The sequence below is a fragment of the Chryseobacterium sp. IT-36CA2 genome, assembly GCF_949767875.1.
Taxonomy (GTDB): Bacteria; Bacteroidota; Bacteroidia; order Flavobacteriales; family Weeksellaceae; genus Chryseobacterium.
Genome location: NZ_CATKPG010000011.1, coordinates 620,183 through 646,576, shown reverse-complemented (window position 1 = coordinate 646,576; position 26,394 = coordinate 620,183). Strand labels below are relative to the sequence as shown.

Here is a 26,394-nt window from a genome sequence, read left to right as displayed (position 1 = left end):
ATTACATCAATATGATTATTAAAAAATTAATAGCCACTTTTGCTCTGCTTCCATTTTTAATCAATACTGTGGATGCTCAGGCACTATCAAAAGGATATGAAAAGAAAATTGACAGTATTATCCAGACTGAATTCGGGAATAAAAATGAACCCGGAGGTGTTTTTCTGATCACTCAACACGGAAAAAATCTGTATAGGAAAGCATTTGGGAAAGCGAATCTTGAACTCAATGTCAATATGACACCGGATAATGTTTTTCAAATCGGATCAATGACCAAACAGTTTACTGCTGTGTCCATTCTGATGCTCGAGCAGCAGGGAAAACTCAATACCAATGATCCTGTTTCCAAATATATTAAAGATTATCCTAACGGAGATAAAATCACCATTCATCATCTTTTGACCCATACTTCAGGAATAAAAGATTTCACAAAAATAAAATCGCTTTCCTCTATTGCCCAAAAAGAAATGAAACCTGAAGAAATGGTTAATTTCTTTAAAAATGAACCTGTGGATTTTGCTCCCGGAGAGAAGTTTGATTACAACAATTCCGGATACGTTGTTTTGGGATACATCATTGAGCTTGTCTCCGGAACTTCCTATGAAGATTTTATTAAGAAAAATATTTTTGACAAAGCTGGAATGAATCATTCTTATTATGCTTCTGACAGAAAAGTGATTCCTCAAAGAGCTTACGGCTATCACAAAAAAGAACAGGGATTTGTGAATAAAACAGTTATCAGTTTCAGTGTACCATTTTCTTCCGGTTCACTAATGTCTACTACAGATGATATGCTGAAATGGCAGCAGGCTTTGAATCAAAATTTATTACTGAATTCAAAAGAAACACAAAAGGCTTTTCAAAAATATAAACTGAATAATGGTGAAGAATTTACATACGGATACGGATGGCATTTGAAAGAAATCAATGGAGTTCCTGACCGCGAACATGGAGGAAGCGTATTTGGATTTAAAAGCATGGGTGTTTACATTCCTGCTGAAGATATTTATGTGATTGGGCTCAGCAACTGCGACTGCCACTCTCCTACCGAAATAACCAAAAATATTGCAAAAGCAACTTTAAATGAAATTAAAACCTCATCCAAGAAACCCTAAAAGCAATATTTATTTTTTATGCCTCATTTCAGGAAGAACATGATTGGGAACTTTAAAAACTTTATTTTAGAGTCAGAAAATAATAACCTGATTATGAAACCACGGCCCTACTTTTTCATATTCTTACTGCTAATAGGCGTATCTTGCAGTAAATCAGAAAAATCTAATCCTGCAAAAAATATGAGATCTACCAATCCTGTTGTCTATTTTGAAATTCCTGTGAATGATTTGGAGCGTGCTGAAAAATTTTATTCCGCTGTTTTCAACTTTAGTTTTGATAAAGAAATCATAGACAGCTATGAGATGGCTTTGTTTCCTTTCGAAGAAAAAAACAGTGGTATTACAGGAGCTTTGGCCAAAGGAGAGGTTTATAAACCATCCAAAAACGGAGTTATTATTTACTTTAAAACAGAGAGTATTGACCAAACATTGGAAAAAGCCGTTCAACACGGAGGAAATATTTTATATCCCAAAAGAATTGATGAAAAATACGGATTTGCTGTAGCAGAATTTGAAGACTCGGAAGGTAACAGAATTGCACTTCATGAAACCGTAAAATAGCTATACCATTCATCGCATATTAAATTTTTTAATGCGGTTGACGCATATTTTGTATATTTAAATAACCATTTGAAATCTGATTTGGTAAATAACTATGGCGGAAGAACTTTATTTCATCAAGACCAATCCAACTGTTGCCAAAATTAATTTGTACAATAAGCTCAGCCGTGAAGAAGAAAACATTCTGAAATTTCTTCAGCCTGAAGCAAAAAACACCCTTGAAACGATTAAAGAAAAGATCAAGGATTCTGTTGAAGAACTTACCCAGGAAGAACTTCTGCTTATTTTTCAGTGGTTTCATAAAGTCTATTCTTCAGATCACGAGGAAACCAAAACACAGCTTTTCATCAATGGCATAGATCTTTTTTATGAAATTCCGACTACCGTTCATGTTGAAAAATTTCTTCAGATCCTTTCAGATTATGAAAAGCTTCTGCAGCAGGACATGAATTATATTGTTGATTCCAAAAATTTCAATCAGTTTCTGATCTATGGGATATTCCTGACTGAGATTATCAACAAGGAACAGCATCCGGATAATATCCTTTGCGAATATCTGAAACCGGATAACCAATCTCTATATCTTCTGGCAGAAAACCAATGTAATTTGAAAGAGTTTGATCACACCCTGATCCCGGATCTTCAGCATTATTTTGCAGATCTGTATGATCTTACTAAGTTTTACAAAGGTTCTATCATTAAGCTTGAGCAAGAGTAATTTTTCGCATCTCATGTAACATCTTGCATTCAATAATTGTCTTCTATACATAACCGAAAGAAAACTGCTGCTCAAAATGCAGTAAGAATAAGTATTGAATCAGGATAAAAACTATAACACAGCCAGCAGTCTCCTTTTACGATGTGGAACTGCTGGCTTTTTTATGAATCTTCCTGACTGCAAAAAAATAATACAAAATACCTCCCACAAAATAAGCCAGCATATCAAGAAAGTCTCCGGTAAAATGAGTAGATAGTTTCGGACAAATCACTTCAAATAAAAAAGACAGATACAACACTGAGGTTAGTACAAATTTTAAATCAGGTTTCCATTGATAGCCAAGAACTCCATTCATTATATATTCTATCAGATAGCAATACATAGGAACTGAAATACAATCCGTAAAATAATCATTGATAACGGGAATAACAATTCCGTTTCTTCTCAGTAGAATAATTATCCCCCAGACTACCAGCCCCAGCAGAAACCAAAATGAAATCCTTTTTTTCATCACATATGTAATATAGCCATTATTACTCCAAGAATTATCTGCAATATTTTTGATATAACTTCCTGAGGGTCTGTTTTATTTTCTTTGTTGGTATTCTCTGCTGAATCATAATTGAATTTCTGTTTACCTTCCATTGTCATAAGATTTGATATTGCAAATATATCAAATTAGAACAATTGTTCTAATTTTAAAAATATGATTTATATCCATTCTTATATTCTTATATTTGGGTTATGAAGACAAAGGATAAAATTCTGTCTAAAGCACTGGAATTATTTAATGATAAAGGGTATAACAATATTACCACAAGGCATATTGCGGCTGAACTTCATATGAGTGCGGGAAATCTGCATTATCACTTCAAACATTCGGAAGACATCGTTAAGGTCCTTTTCTCAGAGCTTACCTTAAAAATGGATGAACTGCTGAATGAGATGAAAAAAAGGGAGAATAAAACGCTGGAAGACCTTTACAAGTTTACTTATTCTACGTGCGAAATTTTTTATTCTTTCCGTTTTATATTCATCAATTTTATAGATATTCTGAATCAGAATCCTGACATCGAATCTAAATATGAAGGAATCAATTTCAGCAGAAAAGAAGAATTTCAGCTGATTTTTTCCGGTCTTCAGAAGAACCATATATTTCAAAAAGATGTTCCTCATTTTATTATAGAAGGGCTTGTGGAGCAGATTTTCATCATAGCTGACAACTGGCTTACGCACAACAGACTTATTTCGAAACTTAATCCGAAAGAAGCGGTTCAGCATTATACGCTGCTGCAGATGAATCTTTTTTATCCACTTCTCAACAAAGAACAGCAAAAGCTTTATGAACAACATTACATCAGATAATCAAATCACCATCAGAAAAGGAGTTAGTGCTGATCTTCCGGAAATGCTGCAGCTTTTTACAGCAACGATAGATGAGATATGTAAACAAGACTATAATCTTCAACAGCTCGAAGCCTGGAAATCCGGTACCGAGAATGAGGAAAGATGGATGAAGGTAATCAGAGATCAATATGTTTTAATGGCTGCCATAGAAAATAAAATAGTGGGTTTTTGTACGCTCGATCAGGGAAATTATATTGATCTGCTTTTTGTGCACAAAGATCATCAGCATAAAGGAATCGCATCTCTGCTTTACCAAAAGGTTGAAAAAGAAGCTCTGCGATGCAATGAGAAAGAACTTACTGCTGATGTAAGCAAAACAGCCAGACCATTTTTTGAAAAAGCAGGATTTCAAATTGTTCAGGAACAGACTGTCAACGTAAAAGGAATTGCAATGACCAATTATAAAATGGTAAAACACCTCATCTCCTAGTTTCAGGCTTATGGAATTACATTCAGAATATAATGAATACAGAATTTCAGTTCCTCAGGAATTTGAAAACGTATTTACTCATTTTTACTTTGCTGAAAATACCTCTGAAACATCCATAACCAAAACCCTTTTACCCACTTATCAGACAATTCTGTTATTTTGTTTTGGGGAAAGTGCTACCATGTCTACCCGTGAAAAAACCATCATAGATGTTGATAAATGTATGGTCTTCGGGCCAGTGAGACAAGCATTTGAGTATACCCTTCCCGCTGGCTGTTCTATTTTGGTTGCTAATTTTAAAGATGATGCATTCTTCAGATTCTTTGGCAAGATCTCCATTAAACAATCGATAAAACATCCGGATGAACTGCTGGAAGAAAATTGTTTTACAGAGCTTTGGCATCAACTTACTCAATTAAATTCAGCCACAGAACAGGTAGATCATATTCTTGAATTCTGTAAACCTTATCTACAGGATCGGGATATGACCAGCCTGCTTTTGAGCAGTTTTGAGAATGACCTTTTAAATCCTGTTAAAGTCATTGCAGAACAAACGCACCAGACGGAAAGAAACATACAGCGAAAGCAGAAAGAACAGTTTGGATATTCTTTAAAAGAACTTACCCGTTACAACCGTTTTTTAAAAGCTATCCAACTCATTGAAAAAGAAACCGAAAAACAAAGTCACGTCAAATGGTTTACCATTATTGATGAATGTGGTTACTACGATCAAAGCCAGCTCATTCATGATTTCAAGCATTTTATCAACATCTCACCAGCTCAGTATTTAAAATTTCAGCAGGAAATCTGTAATCCAAAGTCGAAATAGGCAGTTTCGTTTTCTTACAATTTTTGGAAAGTACGCTGCGCTAATTTTGTCTCATTAATCTTAACAATCAAAACAATGAGACATTTAATCATTTACGCACACCCTAACGAAAGCAGTTTAAATCATACTCTTTTAAACACTGTTATTGAAACACTTCAATCCCATAATGAGGAAATTATTGTGAGAGATCTGTATAAAATCGGTTTCGATCCAGTACTTTCTCTCGCAGATATGCAAGGACAGCGAATGGGAGAAATATCTGATGATATAAAAACTGAACAGGAGCATATTTCGTGGGCAGAACAGATTACTTTTATTTATCCTATTTGGTGGACTGGGCTTCCCGCTATGATGAAAGGCTATATAGACCGTGTTTTCAGTTATGGATTTGCTTACCGCTATGACCAGGGAATACAGAAAGGGCTTCTGAAAGGCAAAAAAACCGTTATCATCAATACCCATGGAAAATCTCATGAAGAATATGAAAAAACAGGCATGGATAAAGCACTTACACTCACTTCTGACAATGGCATTTTCATTTATTCCGGGCTGGAAATCATCAAACATTTATTTTTTGATAAAGCAGATAAAGCTTCTCAGGAAAATCTGGAAATCTGGAAAGATCAGATAAGAAATTTATACTCTGATTATGTATTAAATTAGGTGGCTGTATACAATTTTATACTGTTGTCATTCTGACGAAGGAAGAATCTCATGTAAAGCTTAGATTCTTCATTTCACTTCATTACATTCAGAATGACAGAGTCATAATAATTAAATATTATGATTAGTGTAAAATTGTATATAATTACCTTAAATTATTAATTTTTTTCTATGAAAACACCTATTGAAAAACAAAGCTTCCACCCGGTTTTACTGACTTCTTATCAAGTGACCAAGAAAATAATAAAATACAGTTTCTATATCTTTCTCCTGTATTTTGCTTTTAAGTGATTTATGGCATGAAATTGGCTTCAAAAACCGCAAGTAAAATTGTTTTGAACCATTATTTTAAGCCATTAAGATTGATGGATGGTTAAGTTTTTTCTTAAAAAACAAATCTTGTTATAACCCTGCAATGTATCTTAATGGTTTAGATATTGGCTCTTCAGGAAAATCCTGTATATTGATCACAATGAAACATCTTAACAGCATATTACGTCTTCCATTCTTCAGTGAATATTATGCACCGAGCTATCGTTCGGGAAGACTTTCTATATCTGTAATCCAATAAAATAATCTAACATATATATAGAGCCCGGACATTATCTGTCCGGGCTTTTTTCATTTTAAAACTATTCAACATGATTCATCCATTACAAGAAAATGTGGTTATCATCCTGCCGGAAAACGGTTTGGAAGAAAAACTGGCTCAAGCCGAAAAAGAAAACAGAAAGCTTTCCATCAAACTGGGCTTTGATCCCACCGCTCCGGATCTGCATCTGGGACATGCCGTAGTCTTAAAAAAGCTGAAACAGTTTCAGGATCTGGGACATCAGATTATTATTGTTGTAGGAAGCTTTACGGCCAGAATTGGCGATCCCACCGGGAAAAATAAGGCAAGAAAACCTTTGAGTACTGAGGATGTTCAGCATAATGCACACACTTATATCAATCAGCTCTCCAAGGTAATTGATGTACAGAAGACAAAGATTGTTTTCAATTCTGATTGGTTAGATACTTTGAACTTTTCAGAGGTGATCCAGCTGCTTTCAAAAGTGACCGTTGCCCAACTGCTGCACAGAAATGATTTTAATAAAAGGTTTACAGAAAATACACCTATTGCCATGCATGAACTGGTATATCCTATTCTTCAGGGTTTTGATTCTGTGAAAATAGCATGTGATATTGAAATGGGCGGTACGGATCAGCTTTTCAATTGTACGATGGGAAGACAGCTTCAGGAAGTCCATCAGATGCCTGCGCAGATTGTGATGTGCATGCCCTTGCTGAGAGGTCTTGACGGAAAAGAAAAAATGAGCAAATCACTGAACAATATTATCGGATTGACAGATGAACCCAATGAGATGTTTGGAAAAACGATGTCGATTCCGGATGCTTTGATTGACGAATTTATAAACCTCACAACAGATTTTTCTGTGGAAGAAAAAACAGCACTTCTTTTGAGAATAAAAGAGGGTGAAAATCCTATGAATATTAAAAAACTGATTGCAAAGAATATAATCAGCCAATACCATGATCCTGCTTCTGCCGAAAATGCAGAACAATTTTTTATCAATCAATTTCAGAATAAAAATTTTGAAGAGAAAGTATATGAACCGGTTCTTATTGATTCATTGAAAAGCATTGAAAATAAAATTTCTCTAGTTGAGCTTTGTCATCAGCTTAAAAATGACCACAGCAAATCGGCGATCCGGAGATTAATTGAGAGCGGAGGAATTCAGATCAATACAATCAAAATAACAGATGCAAATGAAGAAATGGAACTGATCCCTCAAACTAAAATAAAAATCGGAAAAAGGGGCTTCTTTGAGTTGATATAAGGATGGAAGATGGGAGCTTGAAGAAGGAGGTTTTGTAAGACGATGAATTGATGAAAGTTTTTTGATTGAGGTATTTTTTGAAGGAGCTTTTTGAATTAAAAGACAAAAAGTTCTTGACAACACAAAAATAACTTCCAGCTTCCCTCCTCCATCTTCCAGCATATTTCAATATCTTCGTCCTGTTAAAAAACTATTTCCAATGAGCTACATCATGGTTGACATAGAGTCGGATGGTCCTATTCCCGGTGATTTTTCAATGGTCTGTTTCGGGGCAGTACTCGTGAATGAGGAACTGGACACTACTTTTTATGGAAAATTAAAGCCTGTTTCTGATAAGTTCAACCCTGATGCTTTAGCAGTTTCGGGCTTCAGCAGGGAAGAAACAATGAGTTTTGATGATCCCGAGGAGGTAATGCTTGCTTTTGAAGACTGGATTAAAAATCATTCTAAAGGCAGACCCATTTTCATCAGTGATAATAATGGTTTCGACTGGATGTTTATCTGCTGGTATTTTCATCATTTTATCGGAAGAAATCCTTTTGGCTTTTCTTCCAGAAGACTTTCTGATCTGTACTGTGGACTGGAAAAGGATACTTTTGCCCAATGGAAGCATCTCCGCAAGACGGAACACACGCACAATCCTGTAGACGATGCCAGAGGAAATGCTGAAGTTTTATTGTACATGAAAGAAGAAATGGGACTGAAAATTGTATTAAAGTAAGAACTCTATCTAATTTTATTTTTGAATATGAATCCTGACCTGCATTATAAACAAGCCGATGAAACTGACATTGATTTTCTTCTCAATCTCAGAATGAAAACAATGAATCCTCATTATGAAGCTTCGGGGCTTTCTACAGACAGAGAAACAACCCTTCAAAGAGTTCTGTATCAGTTTGAAAAAGCAAATATTATTTTTTTAGATAATCAGCCCATCGGTCTGTTAAAAGTAGACAGGACATTTACCAATATTGAGGTGCTGCAACTTCAGATTGATCCCAGCCAGCAAGGTAAGGGTCTTGGGAGAAAGATTTTGGAAGATATTTTAGAGGAAGCTTCACTGGCAGGAAAAACGGTTTCGCTAAGTGTTTTAAAGACTAATAAAGCACAGAATCTTTATCAAAGTCTTGGGTTCAGAATTGTGGATGAAGATCAGTATTCTTATTTTATGGAAACGGAAAGGGAGTAAATTGAAATTATTTATGTTTTGGCTAAAGTCGTTGGAATTTTTTCTTTGATTTAAACCCAAATTTCACAAATAAAATAGGCACAAATAGTCACAATTATCTGTAAGATCTGAGAATCTGAGATTGCTTCACTACGTTCGCAATGACGGTTTATTGATTTGTCATGGTTACATAGATCAATCTTCCGCCCTCTTCTGAGGAAAGCAATATTTTTTTTCCATCGGTAAGTTCTACCATAGAACCTGGCGGAATTTCTTTTTGTTCTGTAATATCTTTCATTCCGGATAATCCCTGATTCACCAATACCCATTTTCCCAGATGGAATGTGAAGTATCCTACAGGCATTTTATCTTGCATCGTCAGATTTTCGTTGCGTATCACCTTTCTGGAAGCATGCCATTTGAACAGATACTGGTTATGATAGACCATCAGCCTGTGATTTTCCGGTTTCCATACTTCATCATCAAATCTGAAATACAGATCTAATACCGGAAGTGTTCCCTGATGAGGGGTTCCGCAGAACGGGCATTTAGGATTGCTGGTATTATCAAAGACATACCATTTTTCGGTACAGTTTGAATTAGAGCAAGGCTGGATCAGATCAACAGTTTTCAGTAAAGCGGTTTCCCATTCATTGGCAGTGGGACGCCTGATAGGATCGTGCAATCCGTCAACAAATGTTTTCCGGAATAATTCTGAAATATAAGGCCCCGTAACAGTGTACGGAATCTTTTGAGGATCACCCCAGAATGCATCCCATTTTCTGAGATGATCAGGTTTTACATGGTTGGACGAGTTTTCCGGATGTTCTACAAACATTGCTTTTTCTCCCATGGATAAAATTTCGTCCTGTTCGGAATCCAGATCCCAAATTTTTCCTCCACGCAGCGGATGTCTTCTCAGCAGATACATATAAATCAGAACGGCAAGAGCATGCAGATCTGTTTTTTGATTGGGTAAATGTCTGTTCGGATCCTGAAGATTCAAATGTTTTGTTTTCAACACTTCAGGGGCAATAAAATCTGCGGTGCCTATCACTTCCGGTGGAAAGAGCTTGGGAACAACAAGACCGTCAATATCAATGATACAGGCAGATTTTGTAACGGGATCTACCAGAATATTATTATATGATAAATCGGAATGTGCCAGCCCCATCTGATGTAGTTTTTTCACTCCTCTGCTGATATTGACTGCAATCTGGAAATAGCTCAACCAATCTCCTAACTCTGACTGGTCGAGTCTCAACGGATACTGCTCATTTCTGAACATAGGAGCGGTAAACCACTTCCCCACTTTATCCTGTCCCTGGATATTATCTGAACCGATATATCCCTTGGCAAAATAGAATTTATGGTGATATACAGGAACTACAATTCCTGTGAGTTTATTTCTTTCCACAATATCATAAGGCCATCTGAATATTTCGTTCAGAAAGTATTCGGAGGTATTTCCACCTTTTATATTCTGAAGATAAGTGGAAACAATTCTCATGATTCTTTCTTTTTGTCCTTCATCCAGCGGACTTCGGTAAAAAGCGACTACATAGTCTTTATCAGGCGAAAAATAAACATCTTTCACTCCGCCCCGGATTGGGCTTTCATCTACATATTCATAGGATTTGGCTGTGTTCAGAACAGAAACAACCTTAATAGTCTTTTTCATGGTATTAATAGATTATGGCCAATGTACGGTCATCATGATTTCCTCTGCTCCAGAAGTCGCTCCAGATTAAAAGTTCTTCATCAATTTTTTCATTGTTGATAAAATCCACTTTCGTCCTGTCATCGTTGTTTCCGGCAAGGTCTTCAAAAAGGGATTTCCAACTTTCTGTATCTTCCAGTTTATTTTCTGTGGTAAATTTAGGATCGTAAATGCCATCCGTCATCAGTACGAGATAAGAAAAATCATTCACACAGGTGATCCTGAAGCGGGAATTCATCTGATCATTAAAAATTTCTTTCATGGTGATAAAACGTGTTCCTCCGCCAAATTCTCCTACATCCATCTGATTTAAAAGTTTCACTTCAGAAAAGTCAGCATTGATCAGATTAATTGGGCAGTCTCCTACTCCGAAACTCAGAATGACATATCCAAAACTGAACTTTTTAACCAAAGTAAAAATAAGGGTTGCGTGCAGATCATTTACTGAAAGCGCATTGTCTACTGCTGTTTTTTCTAATGTATGATAAACATGTAAAATACTTTGTGATAAAACATTGATGATATTCTTCTTAGCTTCCGATTGTTCTTCACCGGAAGATTGGACGGTATACAGAATATTGATATAATTTTCAATCTGGTTTAAAATCTCATGCGAACTGAAAAACTGATTGATCGTTGTGGTTGCCAACCTTGAACCTTCTCTTGCAGCTATTGCCGAACCCGCTCCGTCTGAGACAGAAACAATATTCCAGCCATTGGAAAGAATATTCACTGCGAAATCATCTTCACGAAATTTACCTTCATGAGCATGGGAACGTCCTCTTTTGGAAGCCACAACAATTTTTCTATCTGAAAAAGAACCTTTGAATGAGTCTTCTTCCGATTTATAAAAAGCAGCGTTTGTATCGCTTGGAATATTCTTCCATAAGTCTTTCGGATCTGCATTGACAAACAGCTGTATTTTCTTGGTCTCAAGATGATTATGATCGTAAATGTGATAAAACTGAACATCCAGATGATACATATTATTCGTCATGGGAGTTCCTGAAATTGTATTGTTTTCAAAACTAAGTCCCGTTTCTTCCAGATTTCCAATATTCTGAATCTTGATGTTCGGAAAGTCTTCCATATCAAAACTGAACTCATAGAATTGTTTTGCACTGGCATTTTTCAACACCCAATGAGCCTCCTTGAATTCTTCTTTTTCTTTATAAATAACAGCCTGTTCCATTGTCTTAGGCTTGGATTCATCACCTGATTTCCTGAAAAATTTACCCATCATTATCCCAGCGTTCTGTTAATATCAAATCCACCTCCGGAAAATCCATAATAATCCGACGTTCCACACCATGGACATTTGCTATATCCTTCGCCTCTTAGACAGTGAATTCCTCCACATGAGCAGGTAGCCAAAGCAATAGGATTCGCACAGTGAGGACATGATGTTCCGCCATCCAGTTCTTCAATATTGATTTTAAGATGCGTTTTCTGATTGGAGGAAAGTCTGTAGTAGGCTTTTTCATCAATTTTATATGCTCCATCCAATCTGTAATATCTTGTAGCCATTCCCGGTATGCTTGATTCTGCAAATGCTTTTTTAAATTTCATAAGATAAAGCCTTTCTGTTTCCTGACATTTCCCGTTTAAAACAACAAAGTTATTATCCGGAAATCCCTGTTCCATTTCAGGGTCTACTTTTTCAAGAATGTGAGAATCGATTTTAGACAAATTAATCCCTTCTTTTTTGGCTTCCGTGACACTCTGGCTGGTTGTTTTAATAGAATCCGTTACCCATTTGAAAAATTCTTTATAAGAATTCTCATCGGAATTATTGAACAATAAAACATGATCTGCCAGAGAACCTAGAAGTTTATAATTGGTATTTTCCCCAATAGATACAGCAATCGTATTGGATTTCCCGTTGTATTTATGAGTCCATCTTTCAATGGCTTTCGTTGCATCATCAGTGGGAACACCGTCTGTAAAAAGGAAGACAATAGGTTTCCAGTCGCCTTTTCTTTCATAGGTTGTTTTTACAATATCCCTGTCAATACAATCCATGACTTTGATTAAGCCCTGCGAAAGTGATGTCCCGCTTCCAATAGGGATTTTAGGCGGATAAAAACTGATAATATCCTGCATCGGAGTAATCACTTCCGCTTCTCCCGCAAAACCTATCACAGAAATATAAACCGTTTCAAGTGAATACGGATCTTTTTTTAAATCCCTGATGATATTGGCGATACCTTCCTGTACCTGCTCAATAGGCTCTCCTACCATAGATTCGGAGATGTCTACTAAAAAATAAATAGGCAGTCTTCTCATTGTGTAAAGACAATTTTTTAAATAATAATATTAAGCTCCGATGGTGGCGGAGGTAACGTAATATGTTCTCCCGTATTCTGCGATTGCCCTCCTTGTGTAATGGAAGAACTCACCCATTTGAAAAAGGAAGAAAGCGTTATAGCGTCTGTAGTATCCAGTTTTACAACATGATCCGTTAATTCCTTCAGAAACTGTTCATCGGCTTTAGGACCGGCTGCACATCCTACGATAGCACCAAATTCCAATCCTCTGATCACCGGGATCATCTGCCTGTATTTCTGAATATCTGAAGGTTTTCCATCTGTAAATATAAACAACAAAGGCTGCCAGTCTCCTTTTGCATCAGCTGATTCTTTTACAATTTCTCTCTGAACCAGTTCTGAAACCATTTCCAGAGCAGCTCCTGTATGGGTTGGACCACTGTCCGGACAAGTAATTTCCATTGGATAAAAACTCGCCAGATCTGTTAAGGGTATAATATTTTTAACCTCTCTATCAAATGTAATCACGCTTAAATGCAGACTGTCCATCGCCTGCGGATCTGCACGAAGCATACTGATAAGACCATTGAATCCGTTATTCAAAGCCTGAATAGGTTCTCCGTTCATAGATCCCGAAGTATCTAATAAAAAATAAGCTAATAATCTCCTGCTCATTATAGACAAGTATTAATTCTGAAGCCGGCGGAGGGAGTCGGAGACTTCCAAGCCGGCTTTTATATGGGTTGAAAAAATTTAAAATCTAGTTGGAATAAGCGTACTGCTGTCTCAGAATATCTATAAAGTTATCTGTATTGTGCGGCTCTCCCACAGCGCGGAATTTCCAGTCGCCATTATGACGGTATGCTTCTGCAAAAACCATGGCACATTTACCATTCATACTTGAATCCCCGGAAAGGCTGTATTTTGTAATTTCTTTTCCTGAAGCATCTACCGCACGGATAAATGCATTTTCGATCATTCCGAAGTGCTGGTTATTGGTTCTTCCCTGATAAATAGTAACAATGAAGACTATTTTCTGGTAACTCTGATCCAGCTGATCCAGTCTTACAATGATCTGCTCATCATCACCATCACCTGCTCCCGTTCTGTTGTCTCCCGTAAGCCATACATTCCCGCTTGGATGCTGCATAGAATTGAAGAAAACCACATCTCCCTGATAAAGCCCCATCTGCCTTCCGTCATTGGTCTGCACTGTTCTTCCCAAATTGGCTACTTTTCCATTGCCATCTAAAAGAAATGCTACTGCATCAAGATCGTATTCAGCTTCTTTACTGAAGAGTTTTCCAAAGAATCCACTGCCTTGTTTTCTTACGTCCCATCCTAAGCCGATGGTCACTTTTGAAAGATCATAAACGCTTTCTCCGCGGTCGTTCTTTCTTAAATCTATCGTTTGTCCTTTTTGTAAATTAATTGCCATAGTTATCGTTTTTGTGTATTTGATGATTTTATTTGATGATTTGCCCTTTGTAGTATTTCTCAAGGAAGAAACCTAAGTCTGCTCTGTATCCTATTCCTGAAGCTTCAAACTTCCAGCTTCCGTTTCTCTTGTACAGCCTTCCGAACTCTACTCCTGTTTCAATAGAGAAATCTTCATCCAGTTCATATTTTGCTATTTCCTGATTGGAATGATTATCTACCACTCTGATATAAGAGTTTCTCACCTGCCCGAAATTCTGTCTTCTTCTTTCAAAATCTTCAATGGTTACCACGAAAAGAATTTCTTCCACTCTTGAATCTACTTTATCAAGATCTATAACGATAGCTTCATCATCGTCGCCATCACTGTTTTTACCGCTCGGATCATCGCCTGTATGGGTAAGTGCTCCATCCGGAGAATTCAGGTTATTGTAAAAAACAAAGTATTCTTCGCTTACTAATTTTCTGTCAGAATCAATCATGATTGCAGAAGCATCCAGGTCAAAGTCGTAACCGGTTCCTTCATTGGGGTCCCAGCCTAATCCAATCGTCATTTTCGTCAATCCTATCTCGATTTTTTGCCCTTTCTGTAGATTAATTGCCATAGTGTTTTATATTATGAATTATTTTTCGCATTAAGATAGAAGTGATTTACGAATTAACCAAATTTATTTATTAAAAAAATATTTTATAAAGCTTAATTAAAACGATTTAAGTCAGAAAATGATCATAAAAAAAGGTTCAATTAAAAAATTGAACCTTGTATTTATTAAAATGTATTGAATTAATTTTCGAATTCTTTACCGGCTACTGCTTTATTTCTTGCCTTTGCCAGCATAGGAATGGAAATTAGTCCCATTACCAGCATAATTACAATCTGCAGAGGTAAAGAGATAAAAGAATAGGTAAGTCCCATTTCACCTCCGAAATCTGCACTTTTTCCTATTGAAATGAAAAGAGCCATAAAACCATACTTCATCGCAAGATTATAAGCACCAATTCCTCCACTCGCAGGAATAATCATTCCCAATGTTCCTACTACAATGATGAAAAAACCATCTGCAAAGGTAAAATTGGAGGTTTCAGGAAGTGCAAAACACACAAGATAAGCCGCAAAATAATAGCAAATCCAGATTCCTAATGTATAAAGAATGAATTTCCCTTTTTCTTTTAGTTTAAAAATTGAAGTTAATCCTTCAAAAATTCCATCGATGAAATTAACAACTTTTCCTAAAAATGGGACATCTACAAGTTTTTTTCTAAAAATAAAAAATAGAATACTTCCTATCGCCAATACCAAAAGAACTATCAGCATCTTAGTTGGGATATTAATTCCTGAATTTTTAAAAAACGACAGAATTGCTTCATATTTAAACAAGAATGTCAATCCAAGAAACCCAAGCATACAAACCAGATCAACCACCCTTTCTAAAATGATGGTTCCGAAAGATTTGTCTACAGGTACTTTTTCTACTCCATATAAAGCCGTGGCTCTTGCCACTTCCCCACTTCTAGGAATGGTAAGGTTCATCAGATATCCAAATGATATGGACCAAAGCGCATTGGAATTTGAAATTCTGTGTCCCATCGGCTCCAGCATCAGATTCCAGCGGATCGCTCTAAACCAATAGGCAAGAAGACCGAATACGGATGCAAACAAGACCCAAAGATAATTTGCTTTTGCCAGAGACTTCTGAATCACTTTAAAATCCAATCCCTTTAAGGCAAGCCATAAAAAAAAGCCTGCAAAAGCAAGCGATATTACAATTGTAAGTATTGATTTTACCGGGTTTTTTGATGTTTTCTCCATGGACTACGTAAGAAGGTTTGTTTTTTCATCCGGGAAAACGATCTTCGGCTGGAAGTCTTTTGCTTCTTCCGGGGTCATCTGAGCATAAGCAATAATAATGATAATATCATCTCTCTGTACTTTTCTTGCTGCAGGCCCGTTCAGACATACTTCTCCGGATTTTCTTTTCCCTTTGATCACGTAAGTATCAAAACGTTCTCCGTTGTTCACATTTACAATATAGACCCTTTCTCCCACTACCAGACCGGCAGCTTCTATAAGATCTTCATCTATTGTTATACTCCCTATATAATTAAGGTCAGAGGCTGTTACTCTCACCCTATGAATCTTAGACTTGAAAACTTCTATTAACATGTTGCAAATTTATTAATAAAAATTAATAAAACAGACCTTTAGTATGATTTTAAAACTCCCACAAACACAGGGGTTTAATTTTACAAAACACAAGGATTCCGAAAATTACTTAGAGATTTAATAATCATATGGTCAAAAAAATTAATTGTTTATACAAAATTTAGGATTTAATAAATACGAAAAATAATATTAACTTTTTGCTAAAGTCAATACACATAAGCATTTGGCATGATTTTAGTAACCTGTAACGTAGATTTTCCGTGAAAAGTGGAATTATCATATTTTAACTGTTTTCACCGAAAAGCAAAAAAATTTTACAAGTTTTAATAAAAAAATTGCACAATTAGAAAATAGTATTATATTTGCTATAATTACGAACTAACTTTAATATTAAAAATTATGAACAAGTCTGAATTAATCGACGCAATCGCAAAAGATGCAGGTATCACGAAAGTTGCAGCAAAGGCTGCTTTAGAATCTTTCATTGGTAACGTAACAACTACTTTAAAGAAAAAAGATGGAAAAGTTTCTTTAGTAGGTTTTGGTACTTTCTCAGTAGCTGAGAGAGCGGCTAGACAAGGTATTAACCCTGCAACTAAAAAACCAATCAAAATTGCGGCTAAAAAAGTTGCTAAATTCAAGGCTGGAGCTGATTTATCAAATGCAGTTTCAGGTGCTAAGAAAAAATAATCATTCAGATTACAAAAATTCAGGGCTGTTTCTAAGAAACAGCCTTTTTTTATTGCCAATAGTGATAGAAAATTAAACCATTAAGAAGTTTTAAGGGGTTAAGAATTATTAAGTTTTGGCTAAAGCCTCCTATTGTCCCATACAATAAAATAAGCGGGCTAAAGCCCGCTTCCACTGATATCACAAAGTTCATATTTTCAGGATGCCAGTATCATATTTTAAAAACATCATCACTAACATCTAACTTCTAGTTTCTAACCTCTCATTAAGGTGCCAGTCTTGATATTTTCCAATCCAGATCTTCAAGCTGATAAATAATCCTGTCATGAAGACGGTTTGGTCTTCCCTGCCAAAATTCAATTTCATAAGGTCTTGCCAGGTATCCGCCCCAATTGGCTGGCCTTGGTACTTCGGTATTTTCATATTCTTTCTCCAATTCTCTTAGTTTTTCTTCCAAGAATTCTTTATTGGGAATCACCTGACTCTGTGGAGAGACTACTGCTCCCAACTGGCTTCCTTTCGGTCGTGAATGAAAATAACCATCACTTAGGTTTTCCGCTACTTTTTCCAGGTCTGCTTTGATAATAATCTGCCTTTCAAGATTAGGCCAAAAGAAATGCAGGCATGCTTTATGATTATTTTCTATTGCTTTTCCTTTTCGGCTGTTGTAATTGGTGTAAAAAATAAACCCTTCATGGGTATATGCTTTAAGGAGTACCATTCTTGTTCTCGGACACCCATCTTCCTCTACTGTAGAAACAGCCATAGCATTGGCTTCTGAGATCATTGGGCTTTCACTTGCCTCCAAAAACCAGTCTCTAAACTGCTCAATTGGATTTTGTTTTATCTCACTTTCAATAAGTTGGGATTTATCGTACACTTTTCTTTTGTCGTGCAGGTTTTCCATAAATATTTTTTATTAAATTTGAGTATGAATCACTCATACAAAGGTAAAATATTAATCTCGACACCTGACATTTCCGGTGATCTTTTTTCAAGATCGGTGGTGTTGGTTATTGAACATAATGAAAGTGGTGCATTTGGTCTGATTTTAAACAAAAAGAACAGCCAGATGAGCAGTAAGTTCAAAGATTTTTTTGACTTTAAAATTGAGGTATACGATGGAGGTCCTGTAGAAAACGACAAGGTATTTTTTATTGTAAAAGGTAAAAGAGTTACCGAAGTCTATACTGACATCACTGATGAATATTACCTTACTGAAGATATTGAACGTATCATTAATGCTGTGTTGAGCAGTGAGCTGGATATTGAGCATATTAAAATATTTTCGGGATACTCAGGATGGTCTCCTAATCAGCTGGATACTGAGGTTCAAAGAAAAATGTGGACGGTAGTGGATGTTTATAATCTCGACTACACCCTTCCTAATGATCAGACGCTTTGGAAATCTATCATGCAGAATCTTGGGGGAGAATTTCTTCTTTGGGCTAACTCTCCTGAAGACATTTCACTGAACTAAAAAAGTATATTTTTTGCGGCATTTATACAATTAACAAACTTTAAGATTCCTTTAACCAATTTTAAAGAAAGTTTTTCCGTTCTTTGAATAACTAAAATACAGATATGAAAGGTGTTACATTACTTGCTTTATCAATATTTTCCACAGCATTTTTATCATTCACCCCTAATAACAAAAAATATATTGTCATTGATGCCGGCCATGGCGGAAATGATTTTGGGGCTACCCACGGTGAAATTCTGGAAAAAAATATTGCATTAAGTGTTGCTAAGGAAATCCGAAAAATCAATGAAAGTCAGGATAAATATGAAGTTATTTTAACGAGAGATTCTGACAAATTCCCGACTCTTTTTGAAAGAACAGATCAAATTAATAAATTGAATCCTGAATTAGTTATTTCACTTCACGTTAACAAAAATCTCACAAAGGAAACTCCTTATCACGGATTTGAAATCTATGTTCAGAATTCTGAAGGTTCAAAACAATTGGCTGAAAAAATTTCTAAAAAATTTGATACCCGCAAAATAGAAGGACGCAATCTTCATATTTTAAGAGAAACCAAAGCTCCTGCTGTTCTGGTAGAGCTAGGGTTTATTAATAATACACAAGACCGGGAATACCTTACCAGTACGGAAGGACAAAAAGAAATTGCACAGAAATTTGTTGAGATCATCAACGAATATTAAATAAAATACAAATTCTGATTAAATCAGAATAAAACCCGGTAAAGGACTTCTGGAACTTTGTTGTTTACCGGGTTTGTCAATATCTTTATTGATTAAAACTTTTCTTCCAGCTTTCTACCAATTCTGAGAAACGGGAACTTTCAAAAGTCTTATTTCTAATCTTACCTACAGAAAATATACCTTTCTCGTCAGAAATCATTAAAATTTCTTCAGCTTTCTGAGATTCGAATGCAATAATCTCGTGTTCCTGGATATCTGCCAGGTTATTTTTATGTAAAAAAGTAACAAAATTTTCCATCAAAGGAGAAATGTAGGCTCCTTCAGTCTGTTTTGGTACTTTAATAACGTTACCTTCCAAAAAAAGAAGATTTCCCACAGTGGTACGTGCAATTCTCTTATTAGGGTTCAACAGAATGACGTCATCAAGGTCGTTTTCCTGCGCATAGATCGCTCCGTAAATATTTTCCGGACAGTGAACCCTGATATTGCTCAGAAGGTTATTATTAACGTTAATTTCTTTTGTCAAATCTAACTCTAAAGATCTTTGATGAACAGCCAGTACATCTTCCATTTCTGAAACTTCGTAAAAATAGGAAACAGAAGATTTTACTAATGTCACTCCATCATTATTTCTGAACACCTGGAAATTGATAATTCCGTTCTTCACTCCTTTACCTTCAATAATTTCCTTTTGAAAAAGGGTCTGGAAAAATTCCAATGTATAAGTCAAAGGAATATTCAGTCTCATCTTTCTCATGGAAGCCATTAGGAAAAAATAGCATTCTTCGTCCATGATCAATCCACCATTTCTTACAAAGAAAGAAACCTTCACTGAGTCTCCCCAAAGAAAAGCTCTGTTCTTTACATTTAACTCGTCTGATGTAAAATATTGATTTTCCAATTTTTGATGTGGTTTATTTACAAAAAAATAATGAACGATAAATCGTTCATCAGTTTTATCATTTAATATAGCCCGGTATTATGCCGCACCTAGTTTTATTCTCAGGTTTTCAATAAGATTTTCCCAATACATTGCATTTTCCTCTTCATCACCTTCTTCACAGAAATCTGTAATATTTAAAGCCAGATCTTCTGTAATATCATCAATTGTGATAGTCATTTCAAAGAAATTTTTTGTTCCTTCATCTTCTTCCCATCTGAAACGTACGAAACCTTCAGGCTTATATCTGATCAAAGTGGCCTTCTCAGCAGGTCCTCCGCCCCAGCTAAAAAAGAAATCATCGCCTTTCTCTGTTACCTCATCCGCAAACCATTCAGACAATCCCTCTGCAGTCGCCAGATATTCGTATAAAATCTCTGATAAACAGTGCATTGGAAATTCGTAATGGACTTTATGTTTCGCCATATAATCTTTGTTTTATCGTCCCGCAATATATAAATTAATTTTTTTATTACGCAAAAAAACAATTACTTTTTTATAGAATCTGTATGATATTTATCACTGGATTTAAATCTTTATTACATTAAGTTTTAAGGCCTATTTTTGCCATGTAAAGCATAAAAAAATCTCTCCTTTTCAGAGAGATTTTATCTTTAATTTTCGTTCAGTATATCAAGAATAATCTGACATCCTTCTCTGATTTCGTTCTTAGATAATGTAAGCGGTGGAGAGATTCTCAGATATTCATTTCTGTACAGCTGCCAGAAAACCACCAATCCTTTTTCCATACATTTTTTGGCTACTTCCAGCGTATATTCCGGTGTTCCCAGATTCACAGCAAGCATTAAACCTTTACCATTTATATTTTTAATTTTTGGGTGCACCAAGAGCTCTCTGAACAGCTGTTCTTTTTCTTCTATTTCGTTCATTAAGCCACTTTCCAGCACTTCTTTTAATGTGGCATAACTTGCTGCTGCAATCAGTGGATTTCCTCCAAAAGTAGTAATATGGCCAAGTTTTGGTGAATGCGAAAGGGTTTCCATAATTTCTCTGGAGCTCATAAAAGCTCCTACAGGAACACCTCCTCCCATTCCTTTACCCATCACAAGGATATCCGGAACGATTCCAAAGTGTTCAAAAGAGAATAATTTTCCTGTTCTTCCAAATCCCGGCTGTATTTCATCCAAAATCAAAAGAGCTCCTACTTCCTCACATCTTCTCTTCAGCTTGATCAGATAGTCATTATTTGGAACCAAAAACCCTGCTGCTCCCTGAATGGTTTCAAGGATAACACAAGCGGTTTTTTCTGTTATTTTATCGAAGTCTGCTTCATTATTAAATTCAATGAAGGAAACCATCGGTAGTAAAGGACGGAATTCTCTTTTGTGGGTTTCATTTCCTGAAACACTTAAAGCGCCATGAGTGTTCCCATGGTAAGAGTTTTTAAAGGAAACAATTTCTTCTCTTCCTGTATATCTTTTGGCCAGCTTCAAACTTCCGTCAATGGCTTCTGCACCACTATTGACCAAATAAGTAACCTCTAAGGGATCTGGAGTAGCTTCTGCAAGCAGTCTGCATAAAGCTATGGGCTTTTCCTGTGCATACTCTCCATACACCATTACATGAAGATATTTATCGGTCTGCTCTTTGATCGCATTTACAATTTTAGGATGTGAATGTCCCAGTGTATTGGCGGAAACTCCTGCTACAAAGTCAAGGTATTTTTTTCCGTCTGTACCGTAAATATAACTTCCTACTGCTTTCTCCACTTCAAAACCGGCAGCAAATTTTGTGGTCTGAGCCTGATATATAAAAAAATCTTTATGCATTTCCATTGTCTCCAAAAATTTCAGCAAAGCTATAAAAGATTCATTAAATGCTGAAATTAATCCACAAAAAAGACCAGTAAGTTACTGGTCTTTTATATTATTTTCTGGTTCGTTTAGGTTTTTTAGCTTCTTCTTTGGCTTTTTCATCGTCAATCGCTTTCTGTGCTTTATCGAAGAGCTCGCTATCAGCAGTATATTGTATTTCCTCGTTGTTCGGGGTGTCTACCAGAATATCCTGCCATTTTCGAATCCGATCTTTGGTATTCCAGTTAAAATCGGCAAATTTTCTTTTTGAAGGTTCAATTTTACTCATGGGATATGTATCTGAAACAGCACCGATACTACATGAAATAATCTGCAGTGCTCTTTCTTCAAATAATGCTCCAATAATTCCGCAGTTAGAAAGGGTAATTCCTATTCTTTCCGGTTTTTTGGTTTCCTGATCGGTATCATCCACATAAACAATAGACTGGGCATTCCCAACTACTCTTGCCTCTTTGATGGCGTTTTTCTCGTAGTAAACCGTCATGAATTTTCCTTTCACCTGATTGAATTCATCTTTCAGAGTCAGAGAATCTACTTTACTGATCGCAAATGCATTTCCGATTACTTTTAACGAGTCTATATCTTCCGTTTTCGTATTAAAGTAAGCTTCTATTTTATCTCCGGTTACCTGTTTTTCGCCGCTCCAAAGAATTGGGTTGGTATACATATGCATCACTCCGTCTGTTTCATTGAAGGCAATAGAATCTGCTCTTCCCTGCGCATTGGATTTAAAAATACGGGCTTTTTTAAAGGCTCTCAAATAGCTTTTCTTCACTTTGATATCCAGTGAATCCGGTCTTTGATAAGAGATAATTTTTTCGGAAGCAAAGTAAATAGAGTCTTTTTCCATTACTTTTACTGCATACGGATTTTTCGTCATCATTGCGGAGTCTTTTTTCTCGAAGATTTCTCCGTAACCGCCTTTTATATATCTTCTTTCTTTGGGATCATCAAGGGTTACATTTCCTGTTGCTTTACCAAATCCTGTAATCTGATTGTAGTACATATCATCACCGGTAAGGATTTTTTCGTTATAAAATATCCTGGAGTTTTTGGTTAGAAAAGCCTCTTTAGAATCCATTTTATACGTTCCTTTTTCCGTATAGATTCTGTTTCTTGGATTGGTTTTGCTGGTAATGGTTGTAGGTCCTAAAAAATCAGCAATTTTTGTATTCTGATTCTGTTTGATATTCGGACCTTCTATGATATATTGAGGGGTTTCAATCTTAACGTTTCCGGTAAGATCTACCACTCTGGTATTTAGAAAATAGGTTCCTACTTTGGCGTAGGTTACATTCTGACCGTCAGAGATTGTACCTCCTGTATTAAAATAAGCCTGATTAGCCAGCCTGTCGTAATACAGAATATCTGTTTTTATGGTTTGTTTGGGGTCAGTTAAGACAACGTCTTTTCTGGCAACACCTTTTTGGGTATTGGCGTCATATTCCATTTCTCCTGCTGTGATTACAGAGCCGTCTGTATTTTGAAGTCTTGTATTGCCTATAGCTTTTACAAAGTTCTCTTCATTATACAAAACCACTTCATCCGCGGTAAGAATGGAGCCTTGGTGTTCAATCTGAACATGCCCGGTAAAATATTGATTCCCGTCGTATTTTTCAGGGTTTTTCTTGATTTCGTCTGCGTGGATGATCTTTACTTTATCTTCAGGTCTTACCTGCACCTGCTTAGGCTGGGCGGGAGTCTGTAAATAAGGATCTCTTTTCACAGGTGTTTTATCCTGCGCAAAATTCAGCGTAGAAATAAAGAGTAACAGAAAAAGGATTATTCTCATTAATTAGTCATTCTTAGTGCCATAAAAATATAGCGAATGAGAATCAATTCTTACGCCAAACGCTTCTTCGATGGCTTCTTTGATTCCTTGGATTCTTGGGTCACAGAATTCAATAATTTCTTCAATCTCTTTGTCAGAGTCTTTTTTGTAGATCACCAGGTGGTCATGCTGTTTGTCAAAATAAGACTTTTCATAAGATGAAGAGGTCAATGTCTTTTCTCCGAACTGATGCTTACGGATCAATCCTGCATCAAGGAAAATTTCGATCGTGTTGTAAATGGTTGCTTTGGAAACATGATACTTTTTCTGCATCATCAGAAGATACAGATCATCAACATTAAAGTGATGATCCATATTATAAATCTCTTCCAATATCGTATATCTTTCAGGTGTGTTTCTGAACCCTTTTTCTAATAAGTAGTTTCTCAAAACATCCTTGATCAAAGCTATATTTTTTTCTTTTTGTATTGTATCCATTAAAAAAATTATCTACAAATTTATTGAATTTTATTTAAATAGATAGTATGGTTACTGCTAGTGGGTTAAGAGTTGTGACGGAAATATCCGGACTGCTCGATCTTATTATCGTAAACTGTTAATTCTGTAATCGGAGCAGATTCTACTTCAACGTTATGAGAAGATACTCCCCAAGCCTTAAAGTCATCACTTCCGATATACTTCACAAAGTTGTAAATGTTAAGAATAATCTTTTGTTTAACAGTTAAAAGTATATCGTTGATATAAGTATTATCTATGATTACATATTTAAGATCCGGTGGTATCTCATGAGATCTTAAAGAAGGGTGGCTGCTTCTTGAAGGAATGGTTCCGTCTGCCATTAAATCTTTAAGGACCATATTGAAATAATCGTTGATTCTTCGGTCTACTTTGAATCCTAAAAGGAAATTGATTTTATATACGGTCCCTGGAAGAATTTCGTCTACCGTATATCTGAAAGTATATGGATCTTCCTGGTTTACGATGCTCAGGATAAAGTAATGATCTGCTCTTTTCGGCTGTTTTTTGATGATAGAATAGATAATTTTAGATTCTACTTCATCATTTCTTTTTGCTCGGCTCAGATATGCAAGGTTGGTAGCATATTTCGGGATTGTTTCATCCAGTTTCATGTCTTTAAGGATAGACACATATTTTTCAATCTTTACAAACTGGATAAATCTTGTTTTGATCAGTCTTCCGTTATACCATGCATACATAGAAATTCCGATAGAACCTGCCAATACAACAGTAATCCATCCACCTTCCATAAACTTGATGATATTGGCACTGAAGAAACCTAGTTCAATGGCCATATAGACTAATGCAAAAAACAAAATTAATATTTTGCTCACTCTGTGTTTCAGTAACCAGAATACCAACAGGACGGTTGTCATCAGCATCGTTACTGTAATGGAAAGTCCGTATGCGGCTTCCATTTTCCCAGATTCCCTGAAGTGAAGAACTACAATGATACACAGAATAAGAAGCCCCCAGTTGATTCTTGGGATATACATCTGTCCTTTAACTCCGGAAGGGTAATCAATTTTTTGATTCGGCCAAAGGTTAAGAGACATTGCTTCTGAGAATATGGTGAAAGAACCTGTAATCAATGCCTGACTGGCAATAATTGCAGCGGCTGTTGCCAAAATTACTCCCGGAATGATCATCCATTCTTCCATAATTCCGAAGAACGGGTTTACTACGGAGAATCCAGGTTTGTTGTAATTGGTCAAAAGCCATGCTCCCTGACCAAGATAGTTTAGAATAAGCATAATTTTAACGAATGCCCAGCTTACTCTGATATTTTTAGCACCACAGTGTCCTAAATCTGAATAAAGAGCTTCTGCCCCTGTTGTACAAAGGAAAACAGCTCCCAAAATAACAATAGCACTCGGTGAGTTGACAATAAGTTTATAAGCGTAGTAAGGATTAAAAGATCTTAGAATCTCAAAATTCTCGCTCAAATGCATTACTCCCAACCCTCCCAATACAAGGAACCAAACCACCATCACAGGGCCGAAAAACTTCCCGATAAAGCTGGTTCCGAACTGCTGTACTACAAAAATAGCAATCAGGATTCCGATGGTAATAGGAACAACAGGTGTGTGCGGATTATAAATCTGAAGACCTTCAATAGCTGACATTACAGTCAGTGATGGGGTAATCACTCCATCTGCAATAAGGGCTGCTGCGCCAATAATTGCAATGAGATACAGCCATCCCTTTTTGAGGTTTCTTACTAATGAAAACAAGGCCAGAATTCCTCCTTCACCTTTGTTATCTGCCCTCAAAGCAATGATTACATACTTTACTGTGGTCTGTAGTGTAAGAGTCCAGATAATACAAGAAAGAGCACCTTCTATGTATTCATTGAATGGCATATTACTTCCCTGTAACTGTGCATTCACAATTGCTTTCATTACGTAAAGCGGAGAGGTACCAATATCTCCAAAAACAATTCCTAGAGACACTAAAACTCCCATAAAGGAAAGCTTTTTTATATCGAAGTGGTAGCCATCTTCTGTAACTTCTGCCATATCAGCTTAATTTATTTTAAAGGCGCAAATTTATACTAATTTTATGACGTCAAGAACTTTTCTTCATGAATATAATAAATGAAAAAACTTCCTTTCGGAAGTTTTTCTCTATAA

Annotated in this window: 29 protein-coding genes; 13 read left to right on the top strand and 16 right to left on the bottom strand. The window is 36.1% G+C overall.

Annotation, left to right across the window (positions count from 1 at the left end; genetic code table 11):
* The first annotated feature begins 11 nt into the window (after positions 1–11).
* From ACM6F9_RS03760 to ACM6F9_RS03750, 3 genes are all read left to right on the top strand, one after another.
* The gene (locus ACM6F9_RS03760) at positions 12–1,115 is read left to right on the top strand and encodes a serine hydrolase domain-containing protein (protein WP_414844465.1); all 1,104 of its coding nucleotides are present in this window, start codon (positions 12–14) and stop codon (positions 1,113–1,115) included.
* 180 nt (positions 1,116–1,295) lie between these two features.
* Positions 1,296–1,676, top strand: a complete 381-nt coding sequence (locus tag ACM6F9_RS03755; RefSeq protein ID WP_414844464.1) for a VOC family protein — start codon at positions 1,296–1,298, stop codon at positions 1,674–1,676.
* A 94-nt stretch (positions 1,677–1,770) separates the two neighbouring features.
* Positions 1,771–2,394 carry a hypothetical protein gene (locus ACM6F9_RS03750; protein ID WP_414844463.1) on the top strand — a complete coding sequence of 208 codons (624 nt, stop codon included), beginning with the start codon at positions 1,771–1,773 and terminating at the stop codon, positions 2,392–2,394.
* Between the two features lie 136 nt (positions 2,395–2,530).
* Here ACM6F9_RS03750 and ACM6F9_RS03745 read toward each other — a convergent pair whose 3' ends face one another.
* Positions 2,531–2,905 (bottom strand): hypothetical protein, encoded by a 375-nt coding sequence (locus tag ACM6F9_RS03745; protein WP_414844462.1) that lies wholly within the window; start codon positions 2,903–2,905, stop codon positions 2,531–2,533.
* Positions 2,906–3,138: 233 nt separating this feature from the next.
* On the opposite strand from ACM6F9_RS03745, the gene ACM6F9_RS03740 reads away from it, so the two are divergent.
* The 7 genes from ACM6F9_RS03740 to ACM6F9_RS03710 all read left to right on the top strand — a co-directional run bounded on the left by ACM6F9_RS03740 (position 3,139) and on the right by ACM6F9_RS03710 (position 8,753).
* A complete protein-coding gene (locus ACM6F9_RS03740; RefSeq protein WP_414844461.1) occupies positions 3,139–3,759 on the top strand; it encodes a TetR/AcrR family transcriptional regulator in 621 nt (206 codons plus the stop codon).
* The gene (locus ACM6F9_RS03735) at positions 3,737–4,231 is read left to right on the top strand and encodes a GNAT family N-acetyltransferase (protein WP_414844460.1); all 495 of its coding nucleotides are present in this window, start codon (positions 3,737–3,739) and stop codon (positions 4,229–4,231) included. Before ACM6F9_RS03740 ends, ACM6F9_RS03735 begins: the two co-directional genes overlap by 23 nt.
* Before the next feature lie 10 nt (positions 4,232–4,241).
* Positions 4,242–5,060: a helix-turn-helix domain-containing protein gene (locus ACM6F9_RS03730; RefSeq protein ID WP_414844459.1), complete on the top strand. Its 819-nt coding sequence runs from the start codon at positions 4,242–4,244 to the stop codon at positions 5,058–5,060.
* A 75-nt stretch (positions 5,061–5,135) separates the two neighbouring features.
* A complete protein-coding gene (locus ACM6F9_RS03725; protein ID WP_414844458.1) occupies positions 5,136–5,723 on the top strand; it encodes an NAD(P)H-dependent oxidoreductase in 588 nt (195 codons plus the stop codon).
* Positions 5,724–6,364: 641 nt separating this feature from the next.
* Entirely contained in the window at positions 6,365–7,564 is a 1,200-nt protein-coding gene (gene tyrS, locus ACM6F9_RS03720; RefSeq protein WP_414844457.1) for a tyrosine--tRNA ligase, read from the top strand.
* 199 nt (positions 7,565–7,763) lie between these two features.
* Positions 7,764–8,285, top strand: coding sequence for a 3'-5' exoribonuclease domain-containing protein (locus tag ACM6F9_RS03715; RefSeq protein ID WP_414844456.1), 522 nt, complete (start codon positions 7,764–7,766; stop codon positions 8,283–8,285).
* Positions 8,286–8,312: 27 nt separating this feature from the next.
* Positions 8,313–8,753 carry a GNAT family N-acetyltransferase gene (locus ACM6F9_RS03710; protein WP_414844455.1) on the top strand — a complete coding sequence of 147 codons (441 nt, stop codon included), beginning with the start codon at positions 8,313–8,315 and terminating at the stop codon, positions 8,751–8,753.
* Between the two features lie 148 nt (positions 8,754–8,901).
* Here ACM6F9_RS03710 and ACM6F9_RS03705 read toward each other — a convergent pair whose 3' ends face one another.
* The 8 genes from ACM6F9_RS03705 to panD form a co-directional block, all read right to left on the bottom strand.
* The gene (locus ACM6F9_RS03705; RefSeq protein WP_414844454.1) at positions 8,902–10,413 is read right to left on the bottom strand and encodes a helix-hairpin-helix domain-containing protein; all 1,512 of its coding nucleotides are present in this window, start codon (positions 10,411–10,413) and stop codon (positions 8,902–8,904) included.
* Positions 10,414–10,417: 4 nt separating this feature from the next.
* Positions 10,418–11,695: a PP2C family serine/threonine-protein phosphatase gene (locus ACM6F9_RS03700; protein ID WP_414844453.1), complete on the bottom strand. Its 1,278-nt coding sequence runs from the start codon at positions 11,693–11,695 to the stop codon at positions 10,418–10,420.
* Entirely contained in the window at positions 11,695–12,738 is a 1,044-nt protein-coding gene (locus tag ACM6F9_RS03695) for a TerY-C metal binding domain-containing protein (protein ID WP_414844452.1), read from the bottom strand. The genes ACM6F9_RS03700 and ACM6F9_RS03695 overlap by 1 nt, the downstream gene beginning before the upstream one ends.
* A 17-nt stretch (positions 12,739–12,755) precedes the next feature.
* Entirely contained in the window at positions 12,756–13,394 is a 639-nt protein-coding gene (locus ACM6F9_RS03690) for a vWA domain-containing protein (RefSeq protein WP_105701113.1), read from the bottom strand.
* Between the two features lie 85 nt (positions 13,395–13,479).
* The gene (locus ACM6F9_RS03685; protein WP_105681319.1) at positions 13,480–14,157 is read right to left on the bottom strand and encodes a TerD family protein; all 678 of its coding nucleotides are present in this window, start codon (positions 14,155–14,157) and stop codon (positions 13,480–13,482) included.
* Positions 14,158–14,185: 28 nt separating this feature from the next.
* Complete coding sequence (locus ACM6F9_RS03680; protein WP_103232447.1) at positions 14,186–14,761, bottom strand: TerD family protein; 576 nt, start codon at positions 14,759–14,761, stop codon at positions 14,186–14,188.
* A 179-nt stretch (positions 14,762–14,940) separates the two neighbouring features.
* A complete protein-coding gene (locus ACM6F9_RS03675; RefSeq protein WP_414844451.1) occupies positions 14,941–15,966 on the bottom strand; it encodes a lysylphosphatidylglycerol synthase transmembrane domain-containing protein in 1,026 nt (341 codons plus the stop codon).
* A gap of 3 nt (positions 15,967–15,969) precedes the next feature.
* Positions 15,970–16,320, bottom strand: coding sequence for an aspartate 1-decarboxylase (gene panD / locus ACM6F9_RS03670; protein WP_029294648.1), 351 nt, complete (start codon positions 16,318–16,320; stop codon positions 15,970–15,972).
* A 399-nt stretch (positions 16,321–16,719) separates the two neighbouring features.
* Between panD and ACM6F9_RS03665 the strand changes: the two genes are divergently transcribed.
* Entirely contained in the window at positions 16,720–17,010 is a 291-nt protein-coding gene (locus tag ACM6F9_RS03665) for an HU family DNA-binding protein (RefSeq protein WP_002976900.1), read from the top strand.
* A 265-nt stretch (positions 17,011–17,275) separates the two neighbouring features.
* On the opposite strand, the gene pdxH is transcribed toward ACM6F9_RS03665, so the two are convergent.
* A complete protein-coding gene (gene pdxH / locus ACM6F9_RS03660; protein WP_414844450.1) occupies positions 17,276–17,917 on the bottom strand; it encodes a pyridoxamine 5'-phosphate oxidase in 642 nt (213 codons plus the stop codon).
* 24 nt (positions 17,918–17,941) lie between these two features.
* Between pdxH and ACM6F9_RS03655 the strand changes: the two genes are divergently transcribed.
* Positions 17,942–18,490: a YqgE/AlgH family protein gene (locus ACM6F9_RS03655; RefSeq protein WP_105701116.1), complete on the top strand. Its 549-nt coding sequence runs from the start codon at positions 17,942–17,944 to the stop codon at positions 18,488–18,490.
* A gap of 104 nt (positions 18,491–18,594) precedes the next feature.
* Positions 18,595–19,176, top strand: a complete 582-nt coding sequence (locus tag ACM6F9_RS03650) for an N-acetylmuramoyl-L-alanine amidase family protein (RefSeq protein WP_414844449.1) — start codon at positions 18,595–18,597, stop codon at positions 19,174–19,176.
* 85 nt (positions 19,177–19,261) lie between these two features.
* Here ACM6F9_RS03650 and ACM6F9_RS03645 read toward each other — a convergent pair whose 3' ends face one another.
* The 6 genes from ACM6F9_RS03645 to ACM6F9_RS03620 all read right to left on the bottom strand — a co-directional run bounded on the left by ACM6F9_RS03645 (position 19,262) and on the right by ACM6F9_RS03620 (position 26,280).
* Entirely contained in the window at positions 19,262–20,077 is an 816-nt protein-coding gene (locus tag ACM6F9_RS03645) for an aminotransferase class IV (protein WP_414844448.1), read from the bottom strand.
* A gap of 78 nt (positions 20,078–20,155) precedes the next feature.
* Complete coding sequence (locus tag ACM6F9_RS03640) at positions 20,156–20,542, bottom strand: START-like domain-containing protein (protein ID WP_034696870.1); 387 nt, start codon at positions 20,540–20,542, stop codon at positions 20,156–20,158.
* 188 nt (positions 20,543–20,730) lie between these two features.
* Positions 20,731–21,906 carry an aspartate aminotransferase family protein gene (locus ACM6F9_RS03635; protein WP_414845095.1) on the bottom strand — a complete coding sequence of 392 codons (1,176 nt, stop codon included), beginning with the start codon at positions 21,904–21,906 and terminating at the stop codon, positions 20,731–20,733.
* Positions 21,907–22,003: 97 nt separating this feature from the next.
* Positions 22,004–23,743: an OstA-like protein gene (locus ACM6F9_RS03630; protein WP_414844447.1), complete on the bottom strand. Its 1,740-nt coding sequence runs from the start codon at positions 23,741–23,743 to the stop codon at positions 22,004–22,006.
* Positions 23,744–23,746: 3 nt separating this feature from the next.
* Entirely contained in the window at positions 23,747–24,220 is a 474-nt protein-coding gene (locus ACM6F9_RS03625; RefSeq protein ID WP_089689882.1) for a Fur family transcriptional regulator, read from the bottom strand.
* Between the two features lie 65 nt (positions 24,221–24,285).
* Positions 24,286–26,280 carry a KUP/HAK/KT family potassium transporter gene (locus ACM6F9_RS03620; RefSeq protein ID WP_414844446.1) on the bottom strand — a complete coding sequence of 665 codons (1,995 nt, stop codon included), beginning with the start codon at positions 26,278–26,280 and terminating at the stop codon, positions 24,286–24,288.
* Positions 26,281–26,394: the final 114 nt, after the last annotated feature.